The sequence below is a fragment of the Salinibacterium sp. VpJ6 genome, assembly GCF_059767345.1.
On sequence record NZ_JBSOQL010000001.1, the window covers coordinates 682,459 to 705,483 of the forward strand.

Annotated in this window: 26 protein-coding genes; 7 read left to right on the top strand and 19 right to left on the bottom strand. The window is 61.2% G+C overall.

The genetic code is table 11. The features are described from left to right. The 3 genes from ACWTV1_RS03360 to ACWTV1_RS03370 all read right to left on the bottom strand — a co-directional run bounded on the left by ACWTV1_RS03360 (nt 1) and on the right by ACWTV1_RS03370 (nt 2,366). A complete protein-coding gene (locus tag ACWTV1_RS03360) occupies nt 1-1,533 on the bottom strand; it encodes a YifB family Mg chelatase-like AAA ATPase (protein WP_498504117.1) in 1,533 nt (510 codons plus the stop codon). After that, nucleotides 1,530-1,886: a YraN family protein gene (locus tag ACWTV1_RS03365; RefSeq protein WP_498504118.1), complete on the bottom strand. Its 357-nt coding sequence runs from the start codon at nt 1,884-1,886 to the stop codon at nt 1,530-1,532. Before ACWTV1_RS03365 ends, ACWTV1_RS03360 begins: the two co-directional genes overlap by 4 nt. A 108-nt stretch (nt 1,887-1,994) precedes the next feature. Then, a complete protein-coding gene (locus ACWTV1_RS03370) occupies nt 1,995-2,366 on the bottom strand; it encodes a hypothetical protein (RefSeq protein WP_498504119.1) in 372 nt (123 codons plus the stop codon). A gap of 195 nt (nt 2,367-2,561) precedes the next feature. On the opposite strand from ACWTV1_RS03370, the gene ACWTV1_RS03375 reads away from it, so the two are divergent. Then, a complete protein-coding gene (locus ACWTV1_RS03375; protein WP_498504120.1) occupies nt 2,562-3,110 on the top strand; it encodes a GNAT family N-acetyltransferase in 549 nt (182 codons plus the stop codon). On the opposite strand, the gene ACWTV1_RS03380 is transcribed toward ACWTV1_RS03375, so the two are convergent. From ACWTV1_RS03380 to ACWTV1_RS03410, 7 genes are all read right to left on the bottom strand, one after another. Next, nucleotides 3,070-3,693 carry a LysE/ArgO family amino acid transporter gene (locus ACWTV1_RS03380; RefSeq protein WP_498504121.1) on the bottom strand — a complete coding sequence of 208 codons (624 nt, stop codon included), beginning with the start codon at nt 3,691-3,693 and terminating at the stop codon, nt 3,070-3,072. The two genes, ACWTV1_RS03375 and ACWTV1_RS03380, sit on opposite strands and share 41 nt — an antisense overlap. 27 nt (nt 3,694-3,720) lie before the next feature. Then, nucleotides 3,721-5,067 (bottom strand): magnesium transporter, encoded by a 1,347-nt coding sequence (gene mgtE / locus ACWTV1_RS03385; protein ID WP_498504122.1) that lies wholly within the window; start codon nt 5,065-5,067, stop codon nt 3,721-3,723. Between the two features lie 60 nt (nt 5,068-5,127). Then, nucleotides 5,128-5,451, bottom strand: a complete 324-nt coding sequence (locus tag ACWTV1_RS03390; RefSeq protein ID WP_009772690.1) for a DUF2469 domain-containing protein — start codon at nt 5,449-5,451, stop codon at nt 5,128-5,130. 22 nt (nt 5,452-5,473) lie between these two features. After that, complete coding sequence (gene rnhB / locus ACWTV1_RS03395) at nt 5,474-6,109, bottom strand: ribonuclease HII (protein WP_498504123.1); 636 nt, start codon at nt 6,107-6,109, stop codon at nt 5,474-5,476. Nucleotides 6,110-6,112: 3 nt separating this feature from the next. Then, nucleotides 6,113-6,868 carry a signal peptidase I gene (gene lepB / locus ACWTV1_RS03400; RefSeq protein ID WP_341619574.1) on the bottom strand — a complete coding sequence of 252 codons (756 nt, stop codon included), beginning with the start codon at nt 6,866-6,868 and terminating at the stop codon, nt 6,113-6,115. Nucleotides 6,869-6,933: 65 nt separating this feature from the next. Continuing rightward, complete coding sequence (rplS, locus tag ACWTV1_RS03405; RefSeq protein ID WP_100388596.1) at nt 6,934-7,281, bottom strand: 50S ribosomal protein L19; 348 nt, start codon at nt 7,279-7,281, stop codon at nt 6,934-6,936. A 130-nt stretch (nt 7,282-7,411) separates the two neighbouring features. Beyond that, complete coding sequence (locus ACWTV1_RS03410) at nt 7,412-7,897, bottom strand: MFS transporter (protein WP_205030336.1); 486 nt, start codon at nt 7,895-7,897, stop codon at nt 7,412-7,414. 70 nt (nt 7,898-7,967) lie between these two features. Between ACWTV1_RS03410 and ACWTV1_RS03415 the strand changes: the two genes are divergently transcribed. Both ACWTV1_RS03415 and map read left to right on the top strand, forming a co-directional pair. After that, a complete protein-coding gene (locus ACWTV1_RS03415; RefSeq protein ID WP_100388595.1) occupies nt 7,968-8,594 on the top strand; it encodes a TetR/AcrR family transcriptional regulator in 627 nt (208 codons plus the stop codon). Beyond that, a complete protein-coding gene (gene map, locus ACWTV1_RS03420) occupies nt 8,591-9,358 on the top strand; it encodes a type I methionyl aminopeptidase (RefSeq protein WP_498504124.1) in 768 nt (255 codons plus the stop codon). The genes ACWTV1_RS03415 and map overlap by 4 nt, the downstream gene beginning before the upstream one ends. Before the next feature lie 29 nt (nt 9,359-9,387). Here map and trmD read toward each other — a convergent pair whose 3' ends face one another. The 6 genes from trmD to ffh form a co-directional block, all read right to left on the bottom strand. Then, complete coding sequence (gene trmD, locus ACWTV1_RS03425) at nt 9,388-10,074, bottom strand: tRNA (guanosine(37)-N1)-methyltransferase TrmD (RefSeq protein ID WP_100388592.1); 687 nt, start codon at nt 10,072-10,074, stop codon at nt 9,388-9,390. A 16-nt stretch (nt 10,075-10,090) separates the two neighbouring features. Beyond that, nucleotides 10,091-10,750 (bottom strand): ribosome maturation factor RimM, encoded by a 660-nt coding sequence (gene rimM, locus ACWTV1_RS03430; RefSeq protein WP_498504125.1) that lies wholly within the window; start codon nt 10,748-10,750, stop codon nt 10,091-10,093. Between the two features lie 3 nt (nt 10,751-10,753). Then, on the bottom strand, nt 10,754-10,990 hold the full coding sequence (locus tag ACWTV1_RS03435; protein ID WP_100388591.1) for an RNA-binding protein: 237 nt from the start codon (nt 10,988-10,990) through the stop codon (nt 10,754-10,756). Between the two features lie 3 nt (nt 10,991-10,993). After that, nucleotides 10,994-11,443, bottom strand: coding sequence for a 30S ribosomal protein S16 (gene rpsP / locus ACWTV1_RS03440; RefSeq protein ID WP_100388590.1), 450 nt, complete (start codon nt 11,441-11,443; stop codon nt 10,994-10,996). 195 nt (nt 11,444-11,638) lie between these two features. After that, the gene (locus tag ACWTV1_RS03445) at nt 11,639-12,421 is read right to left on the bottom strand and encodes an LLM class F420-dependent oxidoreductase (RefSeq protein WP_498504126.1); all 783 of its coding nucleotides are present in this window, start codon (nt 12,419-12,421) and stop codon (nt 11,639-11,641) included. Between the two features lie 90 nt (nt 12,422-12,511). Beyond that, complete coding sequence (gene ffh / locus ACWTV1_RS03450) at nt 12,512-14,074, bottom strand: signal recognition particle protein (RefSeq protein ID WP_498504127.1); 1,563 nt, start codon at nt 14,072-14,074, stop codon at nt 12,512-12,514. Nucleotides 14,075-14,151: 77 nt separating this feature from the next. Between ffh and ACWTV1_RS03455 the strand changes: the two genes are divergently transcribed. Together ACWTV1_RS03455 and ACWTV1_RS03460 are read left to right on the top strand one after the other, a co-directional pair. Further along, on the top strand, nt 14,152-15,033 hold the full coding sequence (locus tag ACWTV1_RS03455) for an LLM class flavin-dependent oxidoreductase (RefSeq protein WP_498504128.1): 882 nt from the start codon (nt 14,152-14,154) through the stop codon (nt 15,031-15,033). Between the two features lie 50 nt (nt 15,034-15,083). Then, a complete protein-coding gene (locus ACWTV1_RS03460; RefSeq protein WP_498504129.1) occupies nt 15,084-15,605 on the top strand; it encodes a gamma carbonic anhydrase family protein in 522 nt (173 codons plus the stop codon). 78 nt (nt 15,606-15,683) lie between these two features. Here ACWTV1_RS03460 and ftsY read toward each other — a convergent pair whose 3' ends face one another. Next, nucleotides 15,684-16,553 carry a signal recognition particle-docking protein FtsY gene (gene ftsY, locus ACWTV1_RS03465; RefSeq protein WP_498504130.1) on the bottom strand — a complete coding sequence of 290 codons (870 nt, stop codon included), beginning with the start codon at nt 16,551-16,553 and terminating at the stop codon, nt 15,684-15,686. Nucleotides 16,554-16,608: 55 nt separating this feature from the next. Between ftsY and ACWTV1_RS03470 the strand changes: the two genes are divergently transcribed. Further along, complete coding sequence (locus ACWTV1_RS03470; RefSeq protein WP_498504131.1) at nt 16,609-17,172, top strand: histidine phosphatase family protein; 564 nt, start codon at nt 16,609-16,611, stop codon at nt 17,170-17,172. Here ACWTV1_RS03470 and smc read toward each other — a convergent pair. Next, entirely contained in the window at nt 17,169-20,840 is a 3,672-nt protein-coding gene (gene smc / locus ACWTV1_RS03475; protein ID WP_498504132.1) for a chromosome segregation protein SMC, read from the bottom strand. The genes ACWTV1_RS03470 and smc overlap by 4 nt on opposite strands. A gap of 157 nt (nt 20,841-20,997) precedes the next feature. Beyond that, nucleotides 20,998-21,921, bottom strand: coding sequence for an Lrp/AsnC family transcriptional regulator (locus ACWTV1_RS03480; protein ID WP_498504133.1), 924 nt, complete (start codon nt 21,919-21,921; stop codon nt 20,998-21,000). A gap of 234 nt (nt 21,922-22,155) precedes the next feature. Here ACWTV1_RS03480 and ACWTV1_RS03485 point away from each other — a divergent pair, with 234 nt between their 5' ends. Continuing rightward, nucleotides 22,156-23,010: a transporter substrate-binding domain-containing protein gene (locus tag ACWTV1_RS03485; protein ID WP_498504134.1), complete on the top strand. Its 855-nt coding sequence runs from the start codon at nt 22,156-22,158 to the stop codon at nt 23,008-23,010. Nucleotides 23,011-23,025 lie beyond the last annotated feature (15 nt).

Consider the following 23,025-nt stretch of genomic DNA (forward strand, 5'->3'; position numbering starts at 1 on the left):
TCACTGTGACATGGCCTTTCTGAGGTAGAGCGCTTGCCCAACGTGGGTATCGTCAGGTCGGGAGTCATCGGCGAGGTCGGCAAGAGACCACGCGACACGGAGCACACGGTCATAGCCCCGCATCGTGATGCCGCCGCGTTCGAGAGCGCGATCGAGCCCGGCCGTGACCTTGGGCGAGAGCCGCAGTTCGCGACCACGCAGATGCGAGCCCGGCACTTGAGAGTTGAGCCGCCATGGCGTTGCCTCGAGGCGAGCAGCTGCCCGTTGGCGGGCCGCCGTGACCCGCGCTCGGGCATCCGCTGTGGAGAGAGACGGTTGCTCTCCCGCTAACCGCAATTGCGCACTCGTGATTCGCTCGACCCGAAACTGAATGTCGATGCGATCCAGTAGCGGCCCCGACAGGCGAGCAAGGTAGCGACGGCGGCTGTTGGGTGGGCAGGTGCATTCGCTGTCACGAGCACCCCATTGACCGCAGGGGCAGGGATTGGCGGCCATCACGAGTTGAAAGCGGCCAGGAAAGTGAGCAATGGCGTTAGCGCGATGGATGCTGATGACCCCTGATTCCAGCGGTTGCCGAAGCGCGTCCAAAGCTGCGGGCGCAAACTCGGGTGCCTCGTCGAGAAAGAGCACTCCGTCGGAGGCACGAGCGGCAGCACCCGGACGAATCTGCGAGCTACCTCCTCCCACGAGCGCCGCGGCTGTAGCCGTGTGATGGGGCGCCTCAAGCGGTGGTCTGGTGGTGAGGCTGCTGCCGACGGGAAGCCCGGCGAGCGAGCGAATGGACGAGACTTCGAGGGCCGCCTGCGGATCAAGATCTGGCAAGAGCCCGGGTAGTCGAGCCGCGAGCATCGTTTTGCCCGCACCGGGAGGGCCGAGCAAGAACACGTGATGGCCGCCTGCTGCCGCGACGAGCATTGCGTCGATCGCATCGCTGCCGCCAATCATGTCGGCGAGATCACCTGAGATCTCAGGCGTCGCTTCGGGAGCAGGGCGAGTGATTACTTCGACCGGTTCTGGCTCGAACTCCCCGCCGTGCCAGATGGCGGCATCCCTCAGCGAGGGCACGGCGATCACTCGCATGTCAGGAACCAGTGATGCTTCGTCGGCATTACCACTCGGCACCATGACGGTCGTGAATCCTGCGCGCGAAGCTGCGAGTACGGCGGGCAGCACGCCATTGACGGGACGTAGCCGACCATCGAGCCCCAACTCGCCTATATGGAGTACCCGATCGATCGATTCTGCAGAGATCGTTCCGGAGGCGGCGAGCGCCGCGAGCGCGATGCCGAGGTCGAAGCCTGAGCCGTGTTTGGGGAGGGCAGCAGGAGACAGGTTGACGGTGATTTTGCGGTTGGGCAGCCCACATCCGGAGTTCGTCGCGGCTGCCCGAACACGGTCTTTCGCCTCGCCGAGCGCGGTATCGGGCAAACCAATGAGCACGAACCCAGGGAGGTTGTTGGAGAGATCTGCCTCAATCTCTACAATCGCGCCTTCGAGTCCAAGCAGCGACACAGCGTAGGTTCTGCCGATCACGAGATGCGCTTCAGATGCTCGATCTCAACAGCACCCCGCGAGGGCACAATCACCGCAATCGCATCGACGCGCACCGTTGAACCTGACCCAGGATGATCGTCGCACCACGCCGCAGCGAGTCGCCGTAACCGGGCGAGCTTCGATGCCGTTATCGACTCGAACGGATGCCCGAACAGAATGCTCGAGCGCGTCTTGACCTCGACAAAAACCACCTCGTCGCGGTCTCGCGCGATGATGTCAAGTTCTCCCTGTGAGCACCGCCAATTGCGGTCGAGAATCTCAAGCCCCGCGCTGACTAAGTGGTCGGCGGCGAGGCTCTCACCCCGCCTACCCAGTTCGTCTTTTGCTGCCATGGCTCAAGGTTCGCCGTTCAGCACAACCCAGAACGCGAGAAAGCACCAATGGGACAAGACTCCCCCCGCACGAGTGCATGGGGAGGACTAGTTAGCTAGCTGCTCGATCTAACCTTTCGAGCTACCGGCTTCAAATACCGACACGCTGAACCCGACGCCATCATCAACTGCAACTCTCAGCGTCAGGGTCGATAGGTCGACATCGAGAGGCGAGGTGATGCTCGTAGACGCTGGGGTTCCACGCTCGCTGACGCAATCACTAGCTTCCATCCCGTCAATCACTTCGCCGCCGGAGAGAATGACGACCTCGAACTCGGAACTTCGGTCGCATCCGATCGCAAGAAACAACTGATCGACGGAGTCGCTGACAGCGGGCAAAGAGTACTCGTGTGGACCAACATCCACCTGCTCGAAGAGTATTGAGTCTTTAAAGCTTGAGCGCTGAAAACCGGAGCCCTCACTCAAGAACGGCATTCTCATGCTGTCCGCCTCACCCTGCTGGCCCGCAGGCGCGCATCCGCTGACTGCACAGGCAAGAACGATTGTTGTTCCGAACAGCCCAACTCTTCGCATGGTTGATTTCTAGCATGCCACCACCACGTTCGTCGATAAAAACTAAGAGATTTTCACTAAAACTTCTCTAAAGCCCCACAGCTCACGCGGTATCGTGCCGGTATGACGCGCAGTGACGACGGGCGAGTATGGCTTGAGCCGTGGCAGGTTGACGACCTGCCCGTTCTTGAGCGCAGCAATACACCCGAGATGACGGTGTTTTTAGGCGGCCCCGAAAGTGATCAACAGATCGTGACACGGCACGCCAAGTTTCTTCATCTCTGGGAGACGGGCGATGCACGGATGTTCCGCATCCGCTCCGCGTCAGCAACAGAACCGGTCGGGTCAGTGGGCTATTGGAAAAAGAGGTGGCGCGACAACGATGTCTATGAAACTGGCTGGAGCGTTCACACCGCCCACCAAGGTCACGGTATCGCCGCTCGCGCCCTCGCTGAGTGCCTCCAGCATGCGGCAGACACAGGCGACAGACATCAGGTGTTTGCGTTCCCGCGCACCGACAACTCGGCATCGAATGCGCTGAGTCGGCGCACCGGTTTTGATCTCGCAGGCGAAGCTGACTTCGAATACCCGAAAGGCCACCCCATCCGGGTCAATGAATGGATGTTCGACCTCAGAGCCCTGCGATCAAGCTCGCGGCCAGCACAACCATGATTACCGCAATAACGATGTCGAGCACTCGCCAAGCGATCGGTTTAGCAAAGAGCGGCCTCAAGAATCGACTGCCATAGCCGATCGCCGAAAACCATACGACGCTGCCAATGCACGCACCGAGCGCGAACCACCAGCGATTGTCGCCGTAGGTTCCGCCGATTGAGCCGAGCAACAGCACCGTGTCGATGTAGACGTGCGGGTTGAGCCAGGTAAGCGCGAGCGCTGTCGAGAGGGCCGCGGCGAGCGTCATCCGGGTTCCAGCCGCCGTTGTGGTGAGCGCTTGAGGTCGGGCTGCCCGACGAATGGAGAGAAAAGCGTAGACCAGCAAGAAGAGTGCGCCGCCGATGCGGGCCACCACGAGCAACCAACCGGCCTGCTCAATGAGCGCACCGAGGCCCGCGACTCCCGCGACTCCCGCGACGATCAGGACAATGTCCGATAGAGCACAGACCAGCACCACGGCCGTGACGTGCTCTCGGCGTAGGCCCTGTCGAAGCACAAACGCGTTTTGGGCTCCAATCGCGATGATCAGGGAAAGCCCAAAGCCGAAACCGGCAAGCACGATGGTGGCAATCAGAGGCATGAGTTGACTCTAGAGGCACGCACGAGTCTAGGCAGACAGCCCCAAAATGTTGATCGCTACGGTGAAGTAGACGAGGAGGCCTGTTGCGTCACAAAAGGTGGCGATAAAGGGCGTGGAGAATACGGCAGGGTCTACGCGAATCGCTCGTGCCACCAAGGGGATGACGCCACCCACCGTGGCGGCAATCGGGCAGTTCACGAGCAACGTGACCCCGATGACGGCACCGATGTCGAACCCGTAGCCCCATGATGCGATCGCGAAACCCAGAATCGCCAAGAAGAAACCGAGAAGCAGACCTGTTCTGACCTCTTTGAACGCGACTCTTCCCACATCGCGCGGGGTGACATCCCCGACGGCGAGTGCGCGGGTGACCGTGGTTGCTGCTTGCGAACCGGTGTTTCCGCCAATTCCGATCAAGAGCGGCACGAAGAGCGCGAGCGCGACCCGCTGATTGAGCGTTGTCTCAAACATCTCCAGCACGCTCACGGTAAGAACCGCAGACACCGCGAGCACCAAAAGCCAGACGATTCGCGAGTTCACAACCTTCCGAATGGGAGTGAGCAGGTAGGGTCGGCGAAGGGGCTCGGCGGCGCCCGCTCGCGCTTGGTCTTCTGCGACAGCGTCGCGGTCGACTCGAGCGGCATCCACGATAGGAAATACGCCGACGAGTCTGTCTTCACGATCGACGATAGGCAACACGAGGATTCCGCCATCGAGAGCTCGGCGAGCGACCTGCTCGGAATCGTCCTCGGTGCGGGCCGAAACGGCGGGCATCATGACGGACTCCACGAGAACGCTGCCCTCACTGCGGGCCAGCACGAGCAAGTCCACAACTCCCACAAGCGTGCGATCGGGCGCGATAACAGCGATAGCGCCGAGGACATCCAGCTCAGCATCACTGCGGCGCACGGACTCACGAGCTTCGGCGACCGTCGCTGTCGGCGCAATCGTGGCGGGCACCGGCGACATACGGCGCCCCACCGACTCGTAGGGGTACCCCAAGAGCGTCATTGCCGCGCTGAACTCTGCCTGATTGAGGGAGGCCATCAATCGCTTAGCGACCTTAGCGGGCAATTCGTCGAGGAGCCACGCTTGCTCTTCAGGATCGAGCGCCGTGAAGACGGCAGCGATCTGTCCATCGCCGAGTTCAGCGATGAGGTCTGCTTGGGCACCAGAATCGAGCGAATCGAACACGCTGATCGATTCGTCTTTGCCCAGCAGCCGGAAGACAATCGCCGCATCATCGCTGGGAAGCGCTTCGAGAACGGGAACTATCTCATCGATCGGCGTCGATCGCACGTTTCTGGCGAGTTCTGACAGAGCACGAGCACGGATAAGGCGAACGAACTCTGCCGGATCGACCGTGGCGGACATCCCACTCTCCCCCTCGGAGCGCTCGTGCAAGACAACGCTCGCCGCGCTCTCCCCTAGTTGTTACTCGTCGAGTGCGAGTTCCTTCGGCAACTCAAGGTCTTTCGCGCTGAGCTCTTCAATGTTGACGTCCTTGAACGTCAACACGCGCACACTCTTCACAAACCGGTCGGAACGGTAAACATCCCACACCCACACGTCGGTCATCGAGAGCTCAAAGTAGAAGTCGTGCTCGGTATCGCGGCGCACCAAATCGACCTCGTTGGCCAGGTAAAACCGCCGTTCCGTCTCGATCACAAAACGGAACTGGCTCACTACATCGCGGTATTCGCGGTACAGCGCAAGCTCGACCTCGCGGTCGTAGTCTTCAAACTCGTCTTCATCCATGCTGCCCTTATTGTAGGCCGCGCTAGCGCAACCATGTGTGCCGATGAAGCTCGGTGGCACCAAGACTGCGCACCGCTTCAAAGTGCGCTGCGGAACCGTAGCCCTTGTTACTCGGCCAGCCATAGCCGGGGTACTCCTCGTCGGCCTCGATCATGAGGCGATCCCGGTGCACCTTTGCCACGACGGATGCCGCAGCAACCGAGACACAGTCACGGTCAGCTTTCACCCTGGTCTGCACTCGCGGCGCAACGGTCAGGGCGCCACTGAGCCAGTCGGTGCTGCCGTCCAGCAGCACCACGCTCGACATGACGTCAAGGCCTGCTTCATGCAATTGGATGAGCGCGCGCTTGCCGGCCAGCCCCAAGGCGGCCGTGATGCCGATCGCATCGATTTCTTTGGCATCCGCGTAGCCAACGGCAGAAAGTGGTGCCCACTCGAGCGTGAGCGGCTCAAGAAGTTCGCGCCGTTTTTGGCTGAGCATCTTGGAGTCACGCAGTCCCACCGGCCAGACGCCGTGGGCAGGAGTCATCGCGGTCATGCCAACGCCAACGGGGCCGGCGATCGCGCCACGACCGACCTCGTCGCAACCGATTACCGCTCGCGCACCTGTATTAAAGAGTTCACTCTCGACCTCGCTGTGCGGGTCTGACACTGCCACGATCTACTCGGCGTTCTGCGTGACCCGCTGGAACGTCGTGGAGTAGTTGTCTAGCATGGTCCACCGCTCGGTGGGCCAGCTGATCAAGAAGGCACGCCCCACGACAGAGTCAATTTTCACGAAACCGCCCGTGGGGTCGTCTTTATGGAACGCGGAGTCTGCAGAGTTGTAGCGGTTGTCACCCATGACCCAGATGGAGTCGTCGGGCACCGTAACCGAGAAGTCTTCTTGAGTCGCTTTGGTAACAGCATCCGGCAGCAGAATGTAGGGCTCTTCAAGCGGGATGCCGTTGACGATTATCTGGCCAAATTCGTTGCAGCATTCCACGGTGTCGCCGGGCAGCCCAATGACTCGCTTGATGAGGTGATTGCTGCTGTCAGGGGCGCTCAGACCCACGAACGCGAGAACACCATCGACAGCGCCGACGAACCAGTTCTCAGGCTCACTCGAAACTGCGGGAAGCCAGCCGCCCGGATCGGTGAAGACGACGACGTCGCCATGCTCGACCGGGAAGAGAGCGGGCTCAAGCTGGTTGACCAGAATGCGGTCATCAATTTGGAGGGTGTTTTCCATCGACGACGACGGAATGTAGAACGACCGCACGAGGTACGTCTTGATCAAGAAAGAAATCACGATCGCAGCCACGAAGATGATCAGAAGATCACGAAGAAACAGCTTCCAGCCGCCCGTCTTCTTGGCGGCACGGTGGCGCTCGCTGTTGCTGCTGGGCAGCGCGTCGTCAACAGTATTGTTTGTCATTAAACCCCAAAGCTCCCAGCAAGCATATGCCGCTGGGAGCCATTGGTTTGTGAATTACGCGAGTGTTAGTTGTCGCGCTTCTCTTTGATCTTCGCCTTCTTACCGCGCAGGTCGCGCAGGTAGTACAGCTTGGCGCGGCGAACGAGTCCACGCGAAACGACCTCAATGTGGTCGATTACGGGCGAGTGAACCGGGAAGGTACGCTCTACGCCGACCTGGAAGCTGATCTTGCGAACAGTGAAGGTCTCGCGAACGCCGTGGCCTGAACGACCGATTACAACGCCCTGGAACACCTGAATACGCGAGCGCGTACCTTCGATGATGTTTACGTGAACCTTGACGTTATCGCCGGCACGGAAGTCAGGAATGTTGTCTTTGAGAGACGCCTTGTCGACGCCATCGAGGATATGCATGAGTAATCGCTCTCTGCGCCCGCCATGAGTCGAACGCACTTAGTTAGATAAGAAAATTTGTGCTTCAAGCGGTTACGACGCCCTCATGGCAGAGTCGTGCGCGAGCACAATCGATAATTCTGCCACACATTCAGTCGAAAGTGCGATTCTCCTCGGCTTCGAGGATGATGACGCGACCGTTGTCGAGGTTCTCTCCCGGCCGTGAGGGTCGTTGCGCGTCGCGCTCGAAGCCCTCGACGAGGCTTGTGAAGCGATTGCGGGTCTCGGTGACGAGCTGCCAGAGCGCGATCCAGAACGCCGCGATGGCAACAATCACGATGAGCGCGGCCGGGAACGGAGCATCCACAAAGCCGTAGATAATGATTGCCGCGTGCCAGGCGGCAAGAACTCCGGCATCAATCCACGACACCTGCTTCGAATCGCGCACACTCTTACGGGCGACCGTGAGCCCCGCGATGGCCAGCAGAGCGAACGCCAGAATCGGGCACAGGATGAGGAACAGTACGAAATCCCAGCCAACGCTCGAACCGTAGATGCCGCGGGCGATCAATACCCACAGCGGCAACACGATTACAGCGATGAACTGCCAGTAGTAGAACGCGCGCCTAATCATCATGGTTCTCAGGGTATCTTCGTTGTGATCAGGAATGCTGAGAAGCATCAGACCGAAAGACTAGGTATCCCCCGTGCCCAACCCCGCGAACGTTCGCACCGAACCAGTGCAGCAGCGGAGTGCAGAACGAATCAACGTGCTCCTCGATGCGGCCGCGGTACTGCTCGATGAAGTCGGAATCGACGCGCTCACCACGAGCGATGTATCGAAGCGAGCGCAGTCCTCTGTTGGCGTTATCTACCGCTACTTCCCCAACATCCAGTCGCTGCTTCGGGGTTTGGCGTCGCGCAACTTCGACAAGTACCGCGCCGGACTCTCAGCAACTCTCAATAAGCGCGCAACCAACGCTCTCGACGCCCTCAACGTTGCGATCGACGTTTACATTGAACTCTGCCGCACCGAGCCGGGCTTTCGAGTGCTGTCGTTCGGCAACATCATCGACCGCCGTTTCAACGTCGATCGCAAGAGCAACAACACGGCGCTGGCCGAAATTCTGACTGACCTTCTGGTCACCACGTACGAAGTTCCGGCCTCGGATGCCCTCGCTTTCGATATCGAAGTGACGGTAGAAATCGCCGATTCACTCCTCGAGCGTGCATTCTTGTATGACCCGCGCGGTGAAGAACCGTTTATCGACAAGCTCCGAGAGTTCATTGCGCAACTCTTGGCACCGCACACGAAAGAGGCAGCTACCGCATGATCGAGTTGAGAACCCCCGCCGAAATCAACGAGATGAAGGCAGCCGGCGAGTTCGTGGCCAGCGTTCTGACCGCAACGGAAGCGGCCACCAAGGTGGGCACCAACCTGCTCGAGATCGATGCCCTCGCGCACAGCATGATCCGCGAACGTGGCGCCGAGAGCTGCTACATCGACTACCACCCCTCGTTCGGAGCTTCGCCCTTCGGCAAGGTTATTTGCACGTCTGTCAACGACGCCGCCCTGCACGGACTCCCCCACGACTACACGCTAAAAGATGGCGACCTCCTGAGCCTCGACTTCGCTGTCGCGGTCGATGGCTGGGTTGCCGACTCTGCGATCACGTTCGCCGTGGGTACTCCCCGCGACGAAGACCTCAAGCTGATGGATGCCACCTCGCGTGCCCTTGACGCCGGCATCGCCGCCGCCATCGTTGGCAACCGCATCGGCGCCATCTCGGCCGCCATCGGAGACGTCGCCTACGGCGCAGGCTACGAAGTGAACCTCGACTTCGGTGGTCACGGCGTTGGCCGCGAAATGCACGGCGACCCGCACATCCCCAACGACGGCAAGGCACGCCGCGGCATGCCGCTGAAGCCCGGCCTCGTCCTTGCGATCGAACCATGGCTCATGATCGGCACCGACGACATCTACACGGATGACGACGGCTGGACACTGCGGAGCATCGACGGCTCTCGCGCCGCCCACTTCGAGCACACGGTTGCGGTTACCCCCGACGGCCCGCTCGTTCTCACTGCGCGCAAGTAAGCGCCTAAACTCCTGAGCTGAAGCGCTTACTACTCGCCGTCAGGCAGAAGATCGGGGCGCACTCGACGCGTGCGTTCGAGCTGCTGCTCGTAACGCCAATCGGCAATCGCCTTGTGGTTTCCGCTCAACAGCACCGGCGGCACGGAGCGTTCACGCCACGTCGACGGTTTCGTGTAGCTGGGGTACTCAAGCAAGCCGTTTTCGTGGCTTTCCTCGGTGAGGCTTTCGGGGTTTCCGACCACGCCCGGCACCAGACGGCCAATCGCTTCAATCATGGCCATCGTGGCGACTTCGCCACCGTTGAGCACATAATCGCCCAGGCTGATCTCGCGAACACGAACCGTGTCGGCGGCATAGTCGATGACGCGCTGGTCGATGCCTTCGTAGCGGCCGCACGTAAAGACGAGATGCTTCTCTTGAGCCAACTCGCGGGCTGCTGCCTGCGTGAAAGGAACACCGGCAGGGCTCGGAACGATGACCACCGTTTCGGGCGTGAGCGTGGCATCCAGCGCTTCGCCCCACGGCTCGGGGCGCATGACCATGCCAGCGCCACCGCCGTAAGGAGTGTCGTCGACAGTGCGGTGACGATCGTGCGTGTAGTCACGCAGATCGTGCACGCCCAACTCGATGATTCCACGCTCGCGCGCTTTACCAAGCAGAGAAATGTCTAGCACCCCGAAGAAATCCGGGAAGATCGTCAGAATGTCGATGCGCACTCGTCGACCCTTACTGTTAGTCGGATTCGGTGGAGTTGCCTGCGTCGTCGGCAGCCGTCTCAGTGGCGTCCGTCTCAGTGCCGTCTGCCTCAGCAACATCTGCTTCAGCAGCCGCAGCCTCGTCAGCGATCTCTTCGAAGAGTCCTGGCGGAGGCGTAACAACCATCTCGCCCGCTTCGATGTCGACGCTCGCCACGATCGATTTCACAAACGGAACCAGCACATCGCCGTTATCCGTCGTCACAGTCAGCAGATCTTGCGCGGGGAAATGATCAACCTGCGCGAGAGTACCGACCTGTTTGCCGTCACGGATGACCTTGAGGCCGACGAGCTGGTGGTTGAACCACGCATCCTCTTCTGGCGCCTCGTTGGGGTCGTGATCGATCCAGAGAATAGCTTTTACAAGCTTTTCTGCAGCGCTGCGGTCAGGAACGCCCTTGAAGAACGCGACCGGCTGTGCGTTGAACCACTTGAGCTCTACGAGCTCGAGTGTCTTTCCGTGCCACGAAGAACTCGTGGGCACTTGGAGAGAAAACACGGCGCCCGGAACGAAACGACGTTCCGGGGCATCCGTGTACATCTCAACTTTGATCGCTCCCTTAAGCCCGTGAGCTTTCGTCAAGCGCCCCACTCGCAGCTGTGTGCGACCTTCGCGGGGAATCTTTGTTTCGCTCACTGGCTAGAAGTCAGTGTCGACAACGTCGACACGCACCTTGCGACCATCGGCCAGAGCCGTGATCAGCGTGCGCAGAGCTTTCGCGGTGCGACCAGAGCGACCGATGACACGGCCGAGATCCTCTGGGTGCACGCGAACCTCGAGGAGGTCACCGCGCTGCGTGTTTTTCGCAACGACTTGGACCTCGTCGGGGTGGTCAACGATTCCCTTGACGAGATGTTCTAAAGCGGGAGCGAGCAATTGCTAAGCCTTGTCTGCGTCAGCGGCAGGAGCTTCAGCGGGAGCCTCGTCAGCGACGGGAGCCTCTGCAGCAGGTGCCTCTTCAGCCTTAGGCTCAGCCTTTTCAGTCTTGGGCTTGAGAACAGGCTTCTTCTTCTCGTCAGCCTGGAACTCAGCCTTAGCTTCCTTGACCTTGACGGTGCTGACAGCGTTCTTGTCACCCTTGAACTTGCCCCAGTCGCCGGTCAGCTTGAGGATAGCCTCAACCTGCGGGCTGGGCTGGGCGCCAACGCTCAACCAGTACTGCGCACGCTCGGACTCGACCTCGATGAACGAGGGCTCCTCGGTGGGGTGGTACTTTCCGATTTCTTCGATGACACGACCATCGCGCTTCTTGCGCGAGTCGGCAACGACGATGCGGTAGAACGGTGCACGGATCTTGCCCATGCGCTTCAAACGAATCTTTACAGCCACAATTCTCCTGATTTAAATGTTTATTGGTGGCGAACCGCTAGCCGTGAGCGTGGGGGCACACTCGGCAGAAAAGCTCTAGTGGATTCCATCCGGGCCTGATTAGAGGGTCGGGCTACGGAGGACTCAACCGCCTATTCTGCCAGAGTTTTGCGCGCTTCGGGAACCGATCGCCAATAAAGCCCCAAAGAGGTGCCGTTAACCGTTCTGAGAGTCACGCCACGCGAGCCACTGCTTGGCCGCCGTGAGGTCGTACTCGGGGCCAGTAATGCCCAACGTGAAGAGCGTGATGCCCTGCTCGCGCATGCTGTCGGCGTCTTCAACGCTCTTGTCGCGCAGCTCGTTCGAGATTTCAATTTCGTTGATATCGCGGCCGACAGCCTCGCAATGGCCGGCGAGAACGCTCAGCTTGTGAACGAGCTCGTCACCGGTAGCGAAGCTGTGCCAGATGTCGGCGTGCTTGGCTACGAGCTTGAGAGTCTTCTTCTCTCCCCCACCGCCAATAAGTACGGGGATTTTGCGCGTCGGCGCCGGGTTCAACTTGCCCCAGCGCGACTCGATACGAGGCAATGCCTCAGCGAGAGCATCCAACCGCGAACCGGCAGTGCCGAACTCGTAGCCGTACTCCTGGTAGTCACGCTCGAACCAACCCGAGCCCGTGCCGAAGATGAAGCGGCCACCACTGATGTGGTCAAGCGTACGAGCCATATCGGCCTGCAGGTCGGGGTTGCGGTAGCTGTTGCAGTTCACGAGCGTGCCGAATTCAACACGACTCGTCATCTCAGCCCACGAGGCAAGTTCGGTCCACGCTTCAAAATGAAGGCCGTCTGGTTCGCCGTAAAGCGGGAAGAAGTGATCCCAGTTGAAGAGAACGTCAACTCCGAGCTGTTCAAGCTCTTTTACTCGGTCACGAATGACCGAGTATTCGGCGTGCTGGGGTTGAAGTTGAACGGCAATACGAACGGGACGGCTCTGTGTCATAGCTCCACAGTATCCCGAGCGGGCGACACAACGAAGAGCAAATCCGCGCGCTCTGCGGGCAGCACAATCGTGCAGACGCCGTAGGGCTAATTAGCGGCCTAGGAACTTTTGCAGGCTCTCGAGCTCTTCTGGCGACGGACCGCCGGCAGGAGCCTTGGAGCCGCCGAGACCGAAGCCTGAACCGGAGGGAGCCGAAGGAGCAACAACGCCCTGAGCGCGAGCAGCATCTTCCGCTGCGCGCTTGGCGGGGTTACCTGACTTCGAGCCCTTCTTCTTCTGGTTCTTCTTCGACGACTTGCCACCGTGGCCACCGGGGATCGGGCCCATGCCCGGAATCTGCGGCACGCCACCCTTCGCAACGGTCTTCATCATCTTGGCCGCCTGCTCGAAGCGGTTGACGAGAGCGTTCACCTCGGTAACGGTCGTTCCCGAACCGCGCGCAATACGCACGCGACGAGAGCCGTTGAGGAGCTTCGGGGTGGTGCGCTCCTGCTTGGTCATCGATTGGATGATGGCCTCAGTGCGCGTGATCTCCGACTCATCGAAGTTGTCGAGCTGCTCGCGCATACCCTTGGCGCCGGGAAGCATGCCGAGCATGCCCTTGATCGAGCCCATGTTCTTGAGTTGCTGCATCTGCTGCAGAAAGTCATCGAGCGTGAAGGTGTCAGTCGCGAATTTCTCGGCGACCTTGCGCGACTCTTCTTCGTCGAAAGTCTTTTGAGCCTGCTCGATAAGGGTGAGGATGTCACCCAGGTCGAGGATGCGGCTCGCCATGCGGTCGGGGTGGAACGGCTCGAAGTCGTCAAGACCTTCACCCGTCGAGGCGAACATGATCGGGCGCCCGGTGATGGAGGCAACAGACAGCGCTGCACCACCGCGAGCATCACCATCAAGCTTCGACAGCACGACACCCGTGAAGTCAACGCCCTCTTGGAAGGCGCGAGCAGTGGTGACAGCGTCTTGACCGATCATCGCGTCAATAACGAAAAGAACTTCGTCAGGGTCAACAGCCTTGCGAATGTTAGCGGCCTGCTTCATCAGCTCGGCATCCACACCCAAACGACCAGCGGTGTCGATGATGACCACATCGTGCTGCTTGTCTTTGGCAAACTTCATGGCCTGCTTAGAAACCTTGACCGGGTCACCCTTGCCGTTACCCGGCTCAGGCGCGAAGACGGCAACGCCCGCCTGCTCAGCAACTACCTGCAGCTGCGTGACGGCGTTGGGGCGCTGAAGGTCGGCAGCGACCAGCAGCGGCGTATGGCCGTCAGCCGCAAGCCACTTGGAGAGCTTTCCGGCGAGCGTCGTCTTACCGGCACCCTGCAGACCCGCGAGCATGATGACGGTCGGCGGGTTCTTAGCGAACTGGATGCGGCGGGCTTCGCCACCGAGAATCGTGACGAGCTCGTCGTTGACGATCTGCACCACCTGCTGCGCGGGGTTCAGCGCAGCAGAAACTTCGTGGCCGAGAGCACGTTCGCGAACGCGACCCGTGAACTGCTTAACAACCTCGAGCGCAACGTCAGCTTCGAGCAGGGCACGGCGAATCTCGCGAACGGTGCCATCGACATCCGCTTCGCTGAGCTTGCCCTTGCCGCGCAGGTTCTTGAAGGTATCCGCGAGGCGGTCGGTGAGATTTCCAAAAGTGGCCATGATGCCACCAGTTTAAGGTGTCTTTTGCTGTGCTGCGACTCCACAACGCCGACAGGGGCTCGGAGTAGGGTGAGAACGTGAGACACGGAATCGTCATACTGCCCCAACAGCCGTGGGCTGACGCCCAACATCGCTGGATTCAGGCCGAAGAAATGGGCTTCGATCACGCGTGGATTTACGACCACCTGTCGTGGCGATCTCTCGCCGATGAACAGTGGTACGCCACCATTCCCACGCTCACGGCAGCCGCGAGTGTGACGAGCCGCATCGGGCTCGGCACTTTTGTCGCCTCGCCCAACTACCGGCATCCGGTTCCCTTTGCCAAAGAGCTCGCAACCCTCGACGATGTGAGCGCTGGCCGCTTTCTGCTCGGCGTCGGCTCGGGCGGCACAGGTTTCGACGCGACGGTGCTCGGCCAAGATGAGCTCACTCCGCGCCAACGTCATGCCCGCTTCGAAGAGTTTGTGCGCGGACTCGACGAGCTACTGCGCTTCGAAGACCCCGGCAGCGGCGGCATCAGCTTCAGCGGTGACTGGTTCACTGCCGTCAATGCTCGGATGGTCGGGGCGCCTGCCCAACGACCACGCATGCCCTTCGTGGTCGCCGCCGAAGGCCCCCGCGGCCTGCGCTTGACCGCCGAACTGGCCGATGGCTGGCTCACTCTCGGCCGCACCGCCGACACCCTCGACGAGTGGTGGCAGATTGTCGCCGACACCGCCGCGCGCATGGATGACGGACTCGAGAAGGCCGGCCGAGCATCCGCGACCCTCGATCGCTATCTGAATTTGGATGGCGCACCCCAGTTCAGTCTGGAAAGCGTGGACACGTGGGAAGACGCCGTCGGCCGCGCTGACGCGCTCGGCTTCACCGATGTGATTGGCCACTGGCCCCGCGCCGACGGCATCTACGTCGGTAAGGAAAGCGTGCTCATCGAAATCGCCTCCCGCTTCTCCCGCTGAGCGTCCACAGTGACGCAAATCCCGCACGCAGCACGCGATAGCTTAGAGACATGACAGCTCTCATCGTGACCCTCGCCGGACAAACCCCCTCCGTCGCCGACAGCGCTTTCGTCGCGCCCAACGCAACCCTTATCGGGCAGGTCACCCTCGCTGAGCGCGCGAGCATCTTCTACGGCGCCGTGCTGCGCGGCGACACCGACTCCATCACGATCGGCGAAGGCTCGAACCTGCAAGACAACGTCACGGTGCACTGCGACGAGGGCATCCCCACGTCAGTCGGTTCCGGCGTGAGCGTTGGCCACGGCGCTGTGCTGCACGGCTGCACCGTCGAAGACGACTGCCTCATCGGCATGAGCGCGACCGTGCTCAACGGTGCCGTTATCGGAACCGGGTCGCTCGTCGCGGCGGGGGCCGTTGTTCTGGAAGGCACCATCATCCCGCCCGGATCGCTCGTGGCCGGAGTGCCCGCCAAGGTTCGCCGCGAACTCAGCGACGAAGAGAAGGCTGGCGTTCGCGAAAACGCCGCGCACTACCTCGAGCTGTCTGCCGCGCACAAAGCAGTCAGCAACTAGCTCGCGGCCTACTGGCGGGTAGGCACGGGCTCGCAGCGTCTGGCCCGCAGCATCTGGCTCGCAGGCATCTGCCCCGAACTAACCGACGAGGCCCTGCACGTAGACGTGCGGGGTGAAACCGGTGAGGTCGTTGATACCCTCGCCTTGCCCGACGAGTTTGATGGGGATGCCCGTGCGCTCCTGAACGGCAAGCACGAAACCACCCTTCGCTGAACCATCGAGCTTCGTGATGACCAATCCGGTCACTCCCGCGTGCTGAATGAACGCTTCTGCCTGAGCCACACCGTTCTGGCCTGTCGTCGCGTCGAGCACGAGCAATACCTCGGCGATTTCAGTCTGCTTTTCGACAACGCGACGAATCTTGCCGAGCTCATCCATCAGACCGCTCTTGGTCTGCAAACGACCAGCGGTGTCGATGATGGCGATGTCGATGCCGTCGCGTTGAGCGCGCTCCACGGTTTGGAAGGCGACGGATGCCGGATCCTGGCCCTGCTGCTGCGGGCGCACGATCGATGCTCCCCCGCGCTCGGCCCACGTCGCCAACTGCTCAACGGCAGCGGCGCGGAACGTGTCTGCTGCACCCACAACCACCGAGCGGCCATGGCCGACGAGAAACTTCGTGAACTTGCCGATCGTGGTGGTCTTTCCGACGCCATTGACGCCCACGACCAGTACGACCGCGGGGCGGGCGCTGAGAGTGAGGGTCGGGTCGAGACGAGCGAGACGCTCCTCGAGAGTTTCGCGCAGCATCCGCTTCAAGTCTGCGGGGTCGTCGGTGCGGAACTTCGCCACACTTGCTCGCAACTCATCGATGACCGACTCGGTGATGTCGGGGCCGAAGTCGGCCGAGATCATCGCGTCTTCGAGATCGTTCCACGTATCAGCGTCGATCGTGTCGCGCGCGAACATAGATTTGAGTGCGCCCGAGAGCGACCAGGATGCTGCCATGACTACAGGTTAAGGCAGGTGCATGCCGCTTCCCTAACCGCGCTAGGGTTTTTGAATGCTCTCATTGATTCGCCATGGCCAAACCGACTGGAACGCTGCCGGACGCATGCAAGGTTCCAGCGACATCCCGCTCAACGACACCGGTCGCCAGCAGGCGCGACAGGCCGTTGAAGTTCTGCGCGATTCCGAGTGGGACGTCATTGTCAGCTCTCCCCTGCAGCGTGCCCGCGAAACTGCGCAGATCATCGCCGACGGCTTAGGCCTCGAACTCGGTCGCAGCTACGACTTGCTCATCGAGCGCGACTACGGAGAAGGCGAAGGCCTCACCAAGGTGGAAATCGACGATCGTTGGCCGAACAGCACCGTGTACCCCGGGCTTGAGTCGCTGCACGATGTTGTCGAACGTGGTATCGCTGCGCTGAACGAGGTCACCCAGGACTACCCCGGGAAAAAGGTCATCGTTGTCTGTCACGGCACGATCATCCGGTACACGTTGAGCGAACTCGCGGGACGCGATTTCGACCACATTCTCAACGGCTCAGTATCAACAATCGAGAAGTTACACAGCGGCTGGTGCGTGCACACCGTCAACGGCGAACCGCTCAAGCGAGTCGACTAGCTCGCGTCAGCCGAGGCGGTCTCCTTGGCGACGCGCTGGCCAACCACGGCGCTGATACCGTCGGCGCGCATGCTGACACCGTAGAGCGCATCCGCAATCTCCATCGTGCGCTTTTGGTGCGTGATGACGATGAGCTGGCTCGTTTGACGCAAGTCTTCGAAGATCGCTAGCAGACGGCCCAGGTTGGCGTCGTCGAGCGCAGCCTCGACCTCGTCCATGATGTAGAACGGGCTGGGGCGCGCCTTGAAGATCGCGATCAGGAGCGCGACGGCAGCGAGCGAACGCTCACCACCGCTCAGCAGAGACAGTCGTTCGATCTTCTTACCGGCGGGCTTCACGGTGACCTCGATACCCGTCGTCAGAAGGTCATCCGGGTTAGTCAAGAAGATGCTGCCGGTGCCACCCGGGAACAGCACGGGGAACACGTCGTTGAAGGCGTTCTTGGTGTCTTCGAAAGCGCTCGCGAAAATCGACTGCATCTTGTCATCGAGTTCGTCGATGATCGTCAGCAGGTCCTTGCGGGTGTTTGTAAGGTCAGTGAGCTGCTCGGTCAAGAACTTGTGACGCTGCTCAAGAGCGTCGAACTCCTCGAGCGCGAGCGGGTTCACCCGGCCCAAGCGAGCAAGCTTGCGCTCGGCTTTCTGCAGTCGAGCTTCCTGCTCGGCACGCACAAAGGGGCGACCGGATGCCACGGGCTCGGCAGCCTCGTCCGAGTCACCATCGGTGGCGCCGTCGTTGCGGTCAGCGACGCTGTCGTCACTGCGGACGTTGCTGTCGCTGTCGTTGGATTCTTCGCTACTGGAGCCGCCAGCCGCCGTCTTAGGCTCGTCGCTCGGGTCGCTCTCGCGATCGTCGGGAACCGGCACCGCGGGGCCATATTCCGCCACGAGTACATCTTCGACGAGACCGAGTTCTTCGCCCGATCGTTCGAGCAGGCTCGAGAGATGCAGCTTCTTCTCGTAGATCTGCATTTCGAGGCCGTGCACGCTTTCGCTGACGGCCGAGAGACGCTCACGCAGCGCAGACTCTTCACGGCGCAATGCCGAAAGCTCTTCGTTCTGCACTGAGCGCTTTGCTTCTTTCGAGGCGAGCGAAACGCGTGCCTCCGATAGCGAACGATCAACAGAATCGAGCACCGCGGGCAACATCTCGACGACCTTCGTGGCGGATGCCATCTGTCGTTGACGAATAACGGCCAATCGGGCCTGCTCTTGCGCTGCTTCGCGCTCGCGCACGAGCTGGGCGGCGAGTTGTTCGGCGCGCGCACGCTCAGCGCGAACCCGCTCGCGGATGGTCTCCATCTGAATGCGCAGCTCGACTTCACGAGCCCGGGCGGCATCCACTTCGGCCAGCATGGGTTCGCGTTCGGAGACGTCGAGCATGGGGCGCGGAGCAGCCTGGTACTTGTCGGCCGCGGTTTGTGCGCGAGCCACTTCGGTAGTCGCGTCGGCTACCGCTTCTTCGGCGACGTCGACGGCGCGGGCTAGGCGGTCACACTCGGCCTGGGCTGCTTCGGCCTGGATGCGGTGGCGGCCAAGCAATTCGGATTGCGCGGCAAGCTGGGCGTCATACTCGCGCAGGGCCACAAGAGCGGCTTCGGCATCGGCCTTGGCGGAGGTGAGTTCACGGCGCTTTTCGTCGAGCTCGAAGCTCGTGCGCTCGATCTGGGTCGTGACGACACCGAGTTTGTCGGCGGCGGCATCCCGCTCGGCGACGAGTTCGAGGCGTGAACGCTTGGCGCCAGAGCCTCCGCGCAGCACGAACTGAGTGAGTACGTCGCCGTCGCGGGTCACGAAGGTCAGGTCGGCGGCGTTCGACAGCGAGCCATAGGCCGCGCGAGCAGCCTCGAGATCGTCGGCAATGAGCACGTGAGTGAGGAGACCGTGAACGCCATCAGGCGCGGTGACGACGTCGGTGGCGGGCACGGTGCCGGCCGCCGTTCCGAGCGAGACGGTCTGCTTCGCGGCGTTGGCCACGACCACTTCAACGCGACCGAAATCGCGCGAGGCAGACTCGGCCAGCGCATCAATGGCCGAATCGCGGTCATCGGCGAGTACGGCATCCGCAAGCGTGCCGAGAGCGGCAGCGATGGCCGCTTCGTAGCCGGGCGTGATCTTCACGTGTTCAGCAACGAGACCGCGGATGCCCGCGAGCTGAGCCGCGACGAGAGCGCTGGAGCCGTCTTTCTGATCAACGGCGAGCGACAGCGCTGAGTTGCGGGCGGCGAGCGCATCACGCTCACGCTCGGACGTGTGGAGTGCTTCGCGCAGGGCTTCGATCTCTGCCTGAACGCTCGACACTTTCGCTTCGGCGGCTTCGTACGCGGTGTCGAGCGAGCCATCGGTTTCGATCGTGGAGTTGCCGGCCTCAGCTTCGAGGGCTTCGAACTCGGCCTGAGCGGCCTCGCGGCGAGCCTGCGCTTCGGCGAGCGCCTGCTGCTGACGCACGAGTTCACCCTGGGCTGCGGTCAGAGTGGAGGTGGCGACTTCAACGCGAGCGGTCAACCCGGCGCTCTCCAACTCGTGACGCGACACGAGCGCACTCTGCGCGGCAATTTCTTCGTCGAGCGAGTCGAGCGCAGCCTTCGCCGTGGCGGTTGCGGCAGCAGCAGCGGCGACGGCCTTCTCGGCATCCGCGACACCGGCGGCAAGTTCATCAGCGCCGGCCTTAACTTCGTCGACAAGAGTTTGACTGACGCTATTACTGGAGACAGGAGCATCACTCTGCTGGCCGAGCAGCGAGAGACGCTGGTTGGCGAGCGTGTACAGACTGCGCAGGCGCTCTTGCACCGATTCGAGACCAAAGGCTACGCGGCGGGCTTCATCTACTTCGCCACCGACCTGCGCCTGTTCGAGACGGGCTTCGCGCAACTTGTTCTGGTCGAGCTGCTCTTGCAGCACGATGCGCTGCGTTTTGCGTTCGCTCTCGCTGCGGCTGAAGTCGTTGATGCTGGAGCGCAGTTCGACGACTTCGTCGGCGAGGAGGCGAGCGCGCGCATCCCGAACGATCGAAGCAATCGAGGCTGCTTCTTTGGCGATCTCGGCCTGCTGGCCGAGGGGCTTGAGCTGGCGACGGATCTCCCCCGCCAAGTCTGAGAGGCGCGTGAGGTTCGCCTGCATCGCATCGAGCTTGCGCAGCGTCTTCTCTTTGCGACGACGGTGCTTGAGGATGCCGGCGGCTTCTTCGATGAAGCCGCGACGGTCTTCGGGGCTCGCGTGCAGCACCGCATCCAGCTGGCCTTGGCCAACGATGACGTGCATTTCGCGCCCCAGACCGGAGTCGCTGAGGAGTTCTTGAACGTCGAGCAGTCGGCATGAGGTGCCGTTGATCGCGTATTCGCTGCCGCCATTGCGGAACAGGGTGCGGCTGATGGTGACTTCGCTGTACTCAATCGGCAGCGCGCCATCCGCATTATCGATCGTGAGGATGACCTCGGCGCGACCCAGCGGCCCTTTGGTAGCGGTGCCGGCAAAGATGACGTCTTCCATCTTGCCGCCGCGCAAAGTTTTGGCACCCTGCTCGCCCATGACCCAGGCGAGAGCATCCACCACATTCGACTTGCCCGAACCGTTAGGGCCGACGACACACGTCACGCCCTGTTCGAACGCAAAAGTGGTCGGTTGAGCGAACGACTTGAACCCTTTGAGGGTCAAACTCTTGAGGTACACGTCACCGCCCGGTCGTTGCTGGTCTCAGCGTTGGTCAAATTTCTGACCAAGTTGCTGGTCAGAACCTTGCTATACGGTACCGGATGCGCGGGGTTGCACCGTTCTGCCGCGCAGAGTGAGCCGCTGCGACCTGTAGCGCGCGGCAGCGCCGTCGGACCTAAGGTGCTGCGACTGCAGCGCCTTCGCGGATGCGGTGCAGGCTGTGCTGGTAACGCTCCTTGTGGATGCGGGCGTGCAGCCAGGTCTCCAGCGACGTCACTCCAGCGAGTCCGCGCAGCGCTGCCACGAAGTCGTTGAACTCGCCCAGCGTGGGGAACGAGATGGTCGAAACGAAATCGAAGCGACCTATTGTGCGTGCCATAAACTCAACCCCGGCCTGCTCGTCGATGAGTCGCACAAGAGGGTCCAAGTCGCCCTGGGTGATAAAGCCGAAGCCGAAGGTGAGGTGCGATGTCATGTCGGTGCGCTGGCGCATCAGCCCGATGCGCATCGCCCCCGTCTCGGTCAGACGGTTGATGCGGGTGCGGCATCCGCTAATTGAGAGGTCGACGGCTTCGGCCAGCTCGGCATAGCCTATTCTTCCGTCGTGCTGCAGCAACTCCATGAGCTTGAGGTCGGTCGCGTCGATGGGCAGGTCAGCCAAAGCTGGCTCTTCACCCAAGAAGAAGCTCTTGAGAGTGCGTTCGTAGACGAGCACTTGAACGTCAATGACTCCCTCGCAAGCACGAATCGCCCGAATCTCATCGTGGAGCTCCGCCATAGTCGTGGTGTGGAGCTCCGAGATCAGTTGGTACTTTCCCGTGCGCTCAGAAACGAACACGGGCGAGTTCAACTGACAGATGCGCTCGGCCAGCTGGCCGGCATCCCCTTCGGTCTGAATCGACAAGTGCGCGAGCACATGAAGCCCTAAGAGTCGCGGATGCACGGCAGCAATGATGCGGATGTCGCCGGACTGCAACAACGGGTTGATGCGCTTAGCGATGCTGGCCCGGTTGGTGTCGAGCTGGCGGGCGATATCGCTAAACGACGTTCTGCCGTCGTGGCGCAAGATTGCGAAAGATTGCTCGGTTAACTGGTCCACGCGGCCAGACTATCTCAGCAGCACCGCGAAACGTAGCGTTTTGTCACTTTATTGGGCGAATAGCCCAGATTTATCGCTTTCTTGGCATCCGTTTGTTACAAGTTTGCGTCACAGTGGTTACCGGAGTGCAAAAATGCATTGACAACACCCACAGGTATGAACACAATGGTCAGAACCAAGTCACCCTCCCAGCACCTCCACCGGGTGAATCGCTCTGCAGCCACAGGAGAAACAATGAAGAAATCGATCATCGGCATCGCCGCCGGCATCTCGGTAGCAGCCTTGTTGACGGGGTGTGCCGCCGGCACCGACTCCGCGACAGACACCGGCGCCGCCGTTTCATCCAACGCACCCGACGGCCTCGTTAACGCGAACGCTTTCACCGCGTGCATCGACCCGGAATACGCTCCCCTCGAGTACTACGCCGACTCCACCGGTGGAGACATCATCGGCTTCGATGCCGACGGCATCCGCGCTGTAGCGGACTACTGGGGCGTTGAAACCAAGTTTGAAGTGACCTCGTTCGACGGCCTCATGCCCGGACTTCAGACTGGCAAGTGCGACGTCATCTTTGGCGGTCTCTACATGAGCGAGGAGCGCCTGCAGATTGCCGACGCCGCCGCCGTCATGAACGCTGGTCCCGCCGTCTTGGCAGCCCCCGACGTCGCAGCGAAGCTGACAGAGGGCAGCGACCTCTGCGGGCTCAATGTGGCAACCCAAGCAGCATCCAGCAATTCCGTGAGCGTTCAGAAGCTCAGCGACGAGTGTGTTGCCGACGGCAAGGAAGCCATCACCAACACCGAGTACCCCAAGACTGCAGAAACCGTGCTCGCCGTCATCAACGGCAAGTCAGACGCTCTCGTGGAAACCAACGTTGCAGCCGCCTACATGGCAACTCAGAACGACGGCCTTCTCGCCGTAGCCAACAGCGTGTTTGACCCCGACACCACTTTCGGAGTCTTCACCCCCAAGGACGGCGAACTTAGCCCCGCCATCGCTGAAGCGCTCCGTGCGCTCTACGACGACGGAACTCTCGCGAAGATCGCCGCCGACTACAACCTCGACGCGTCGATCGTCGACGTTTACTAAGAACACTCGACTGTG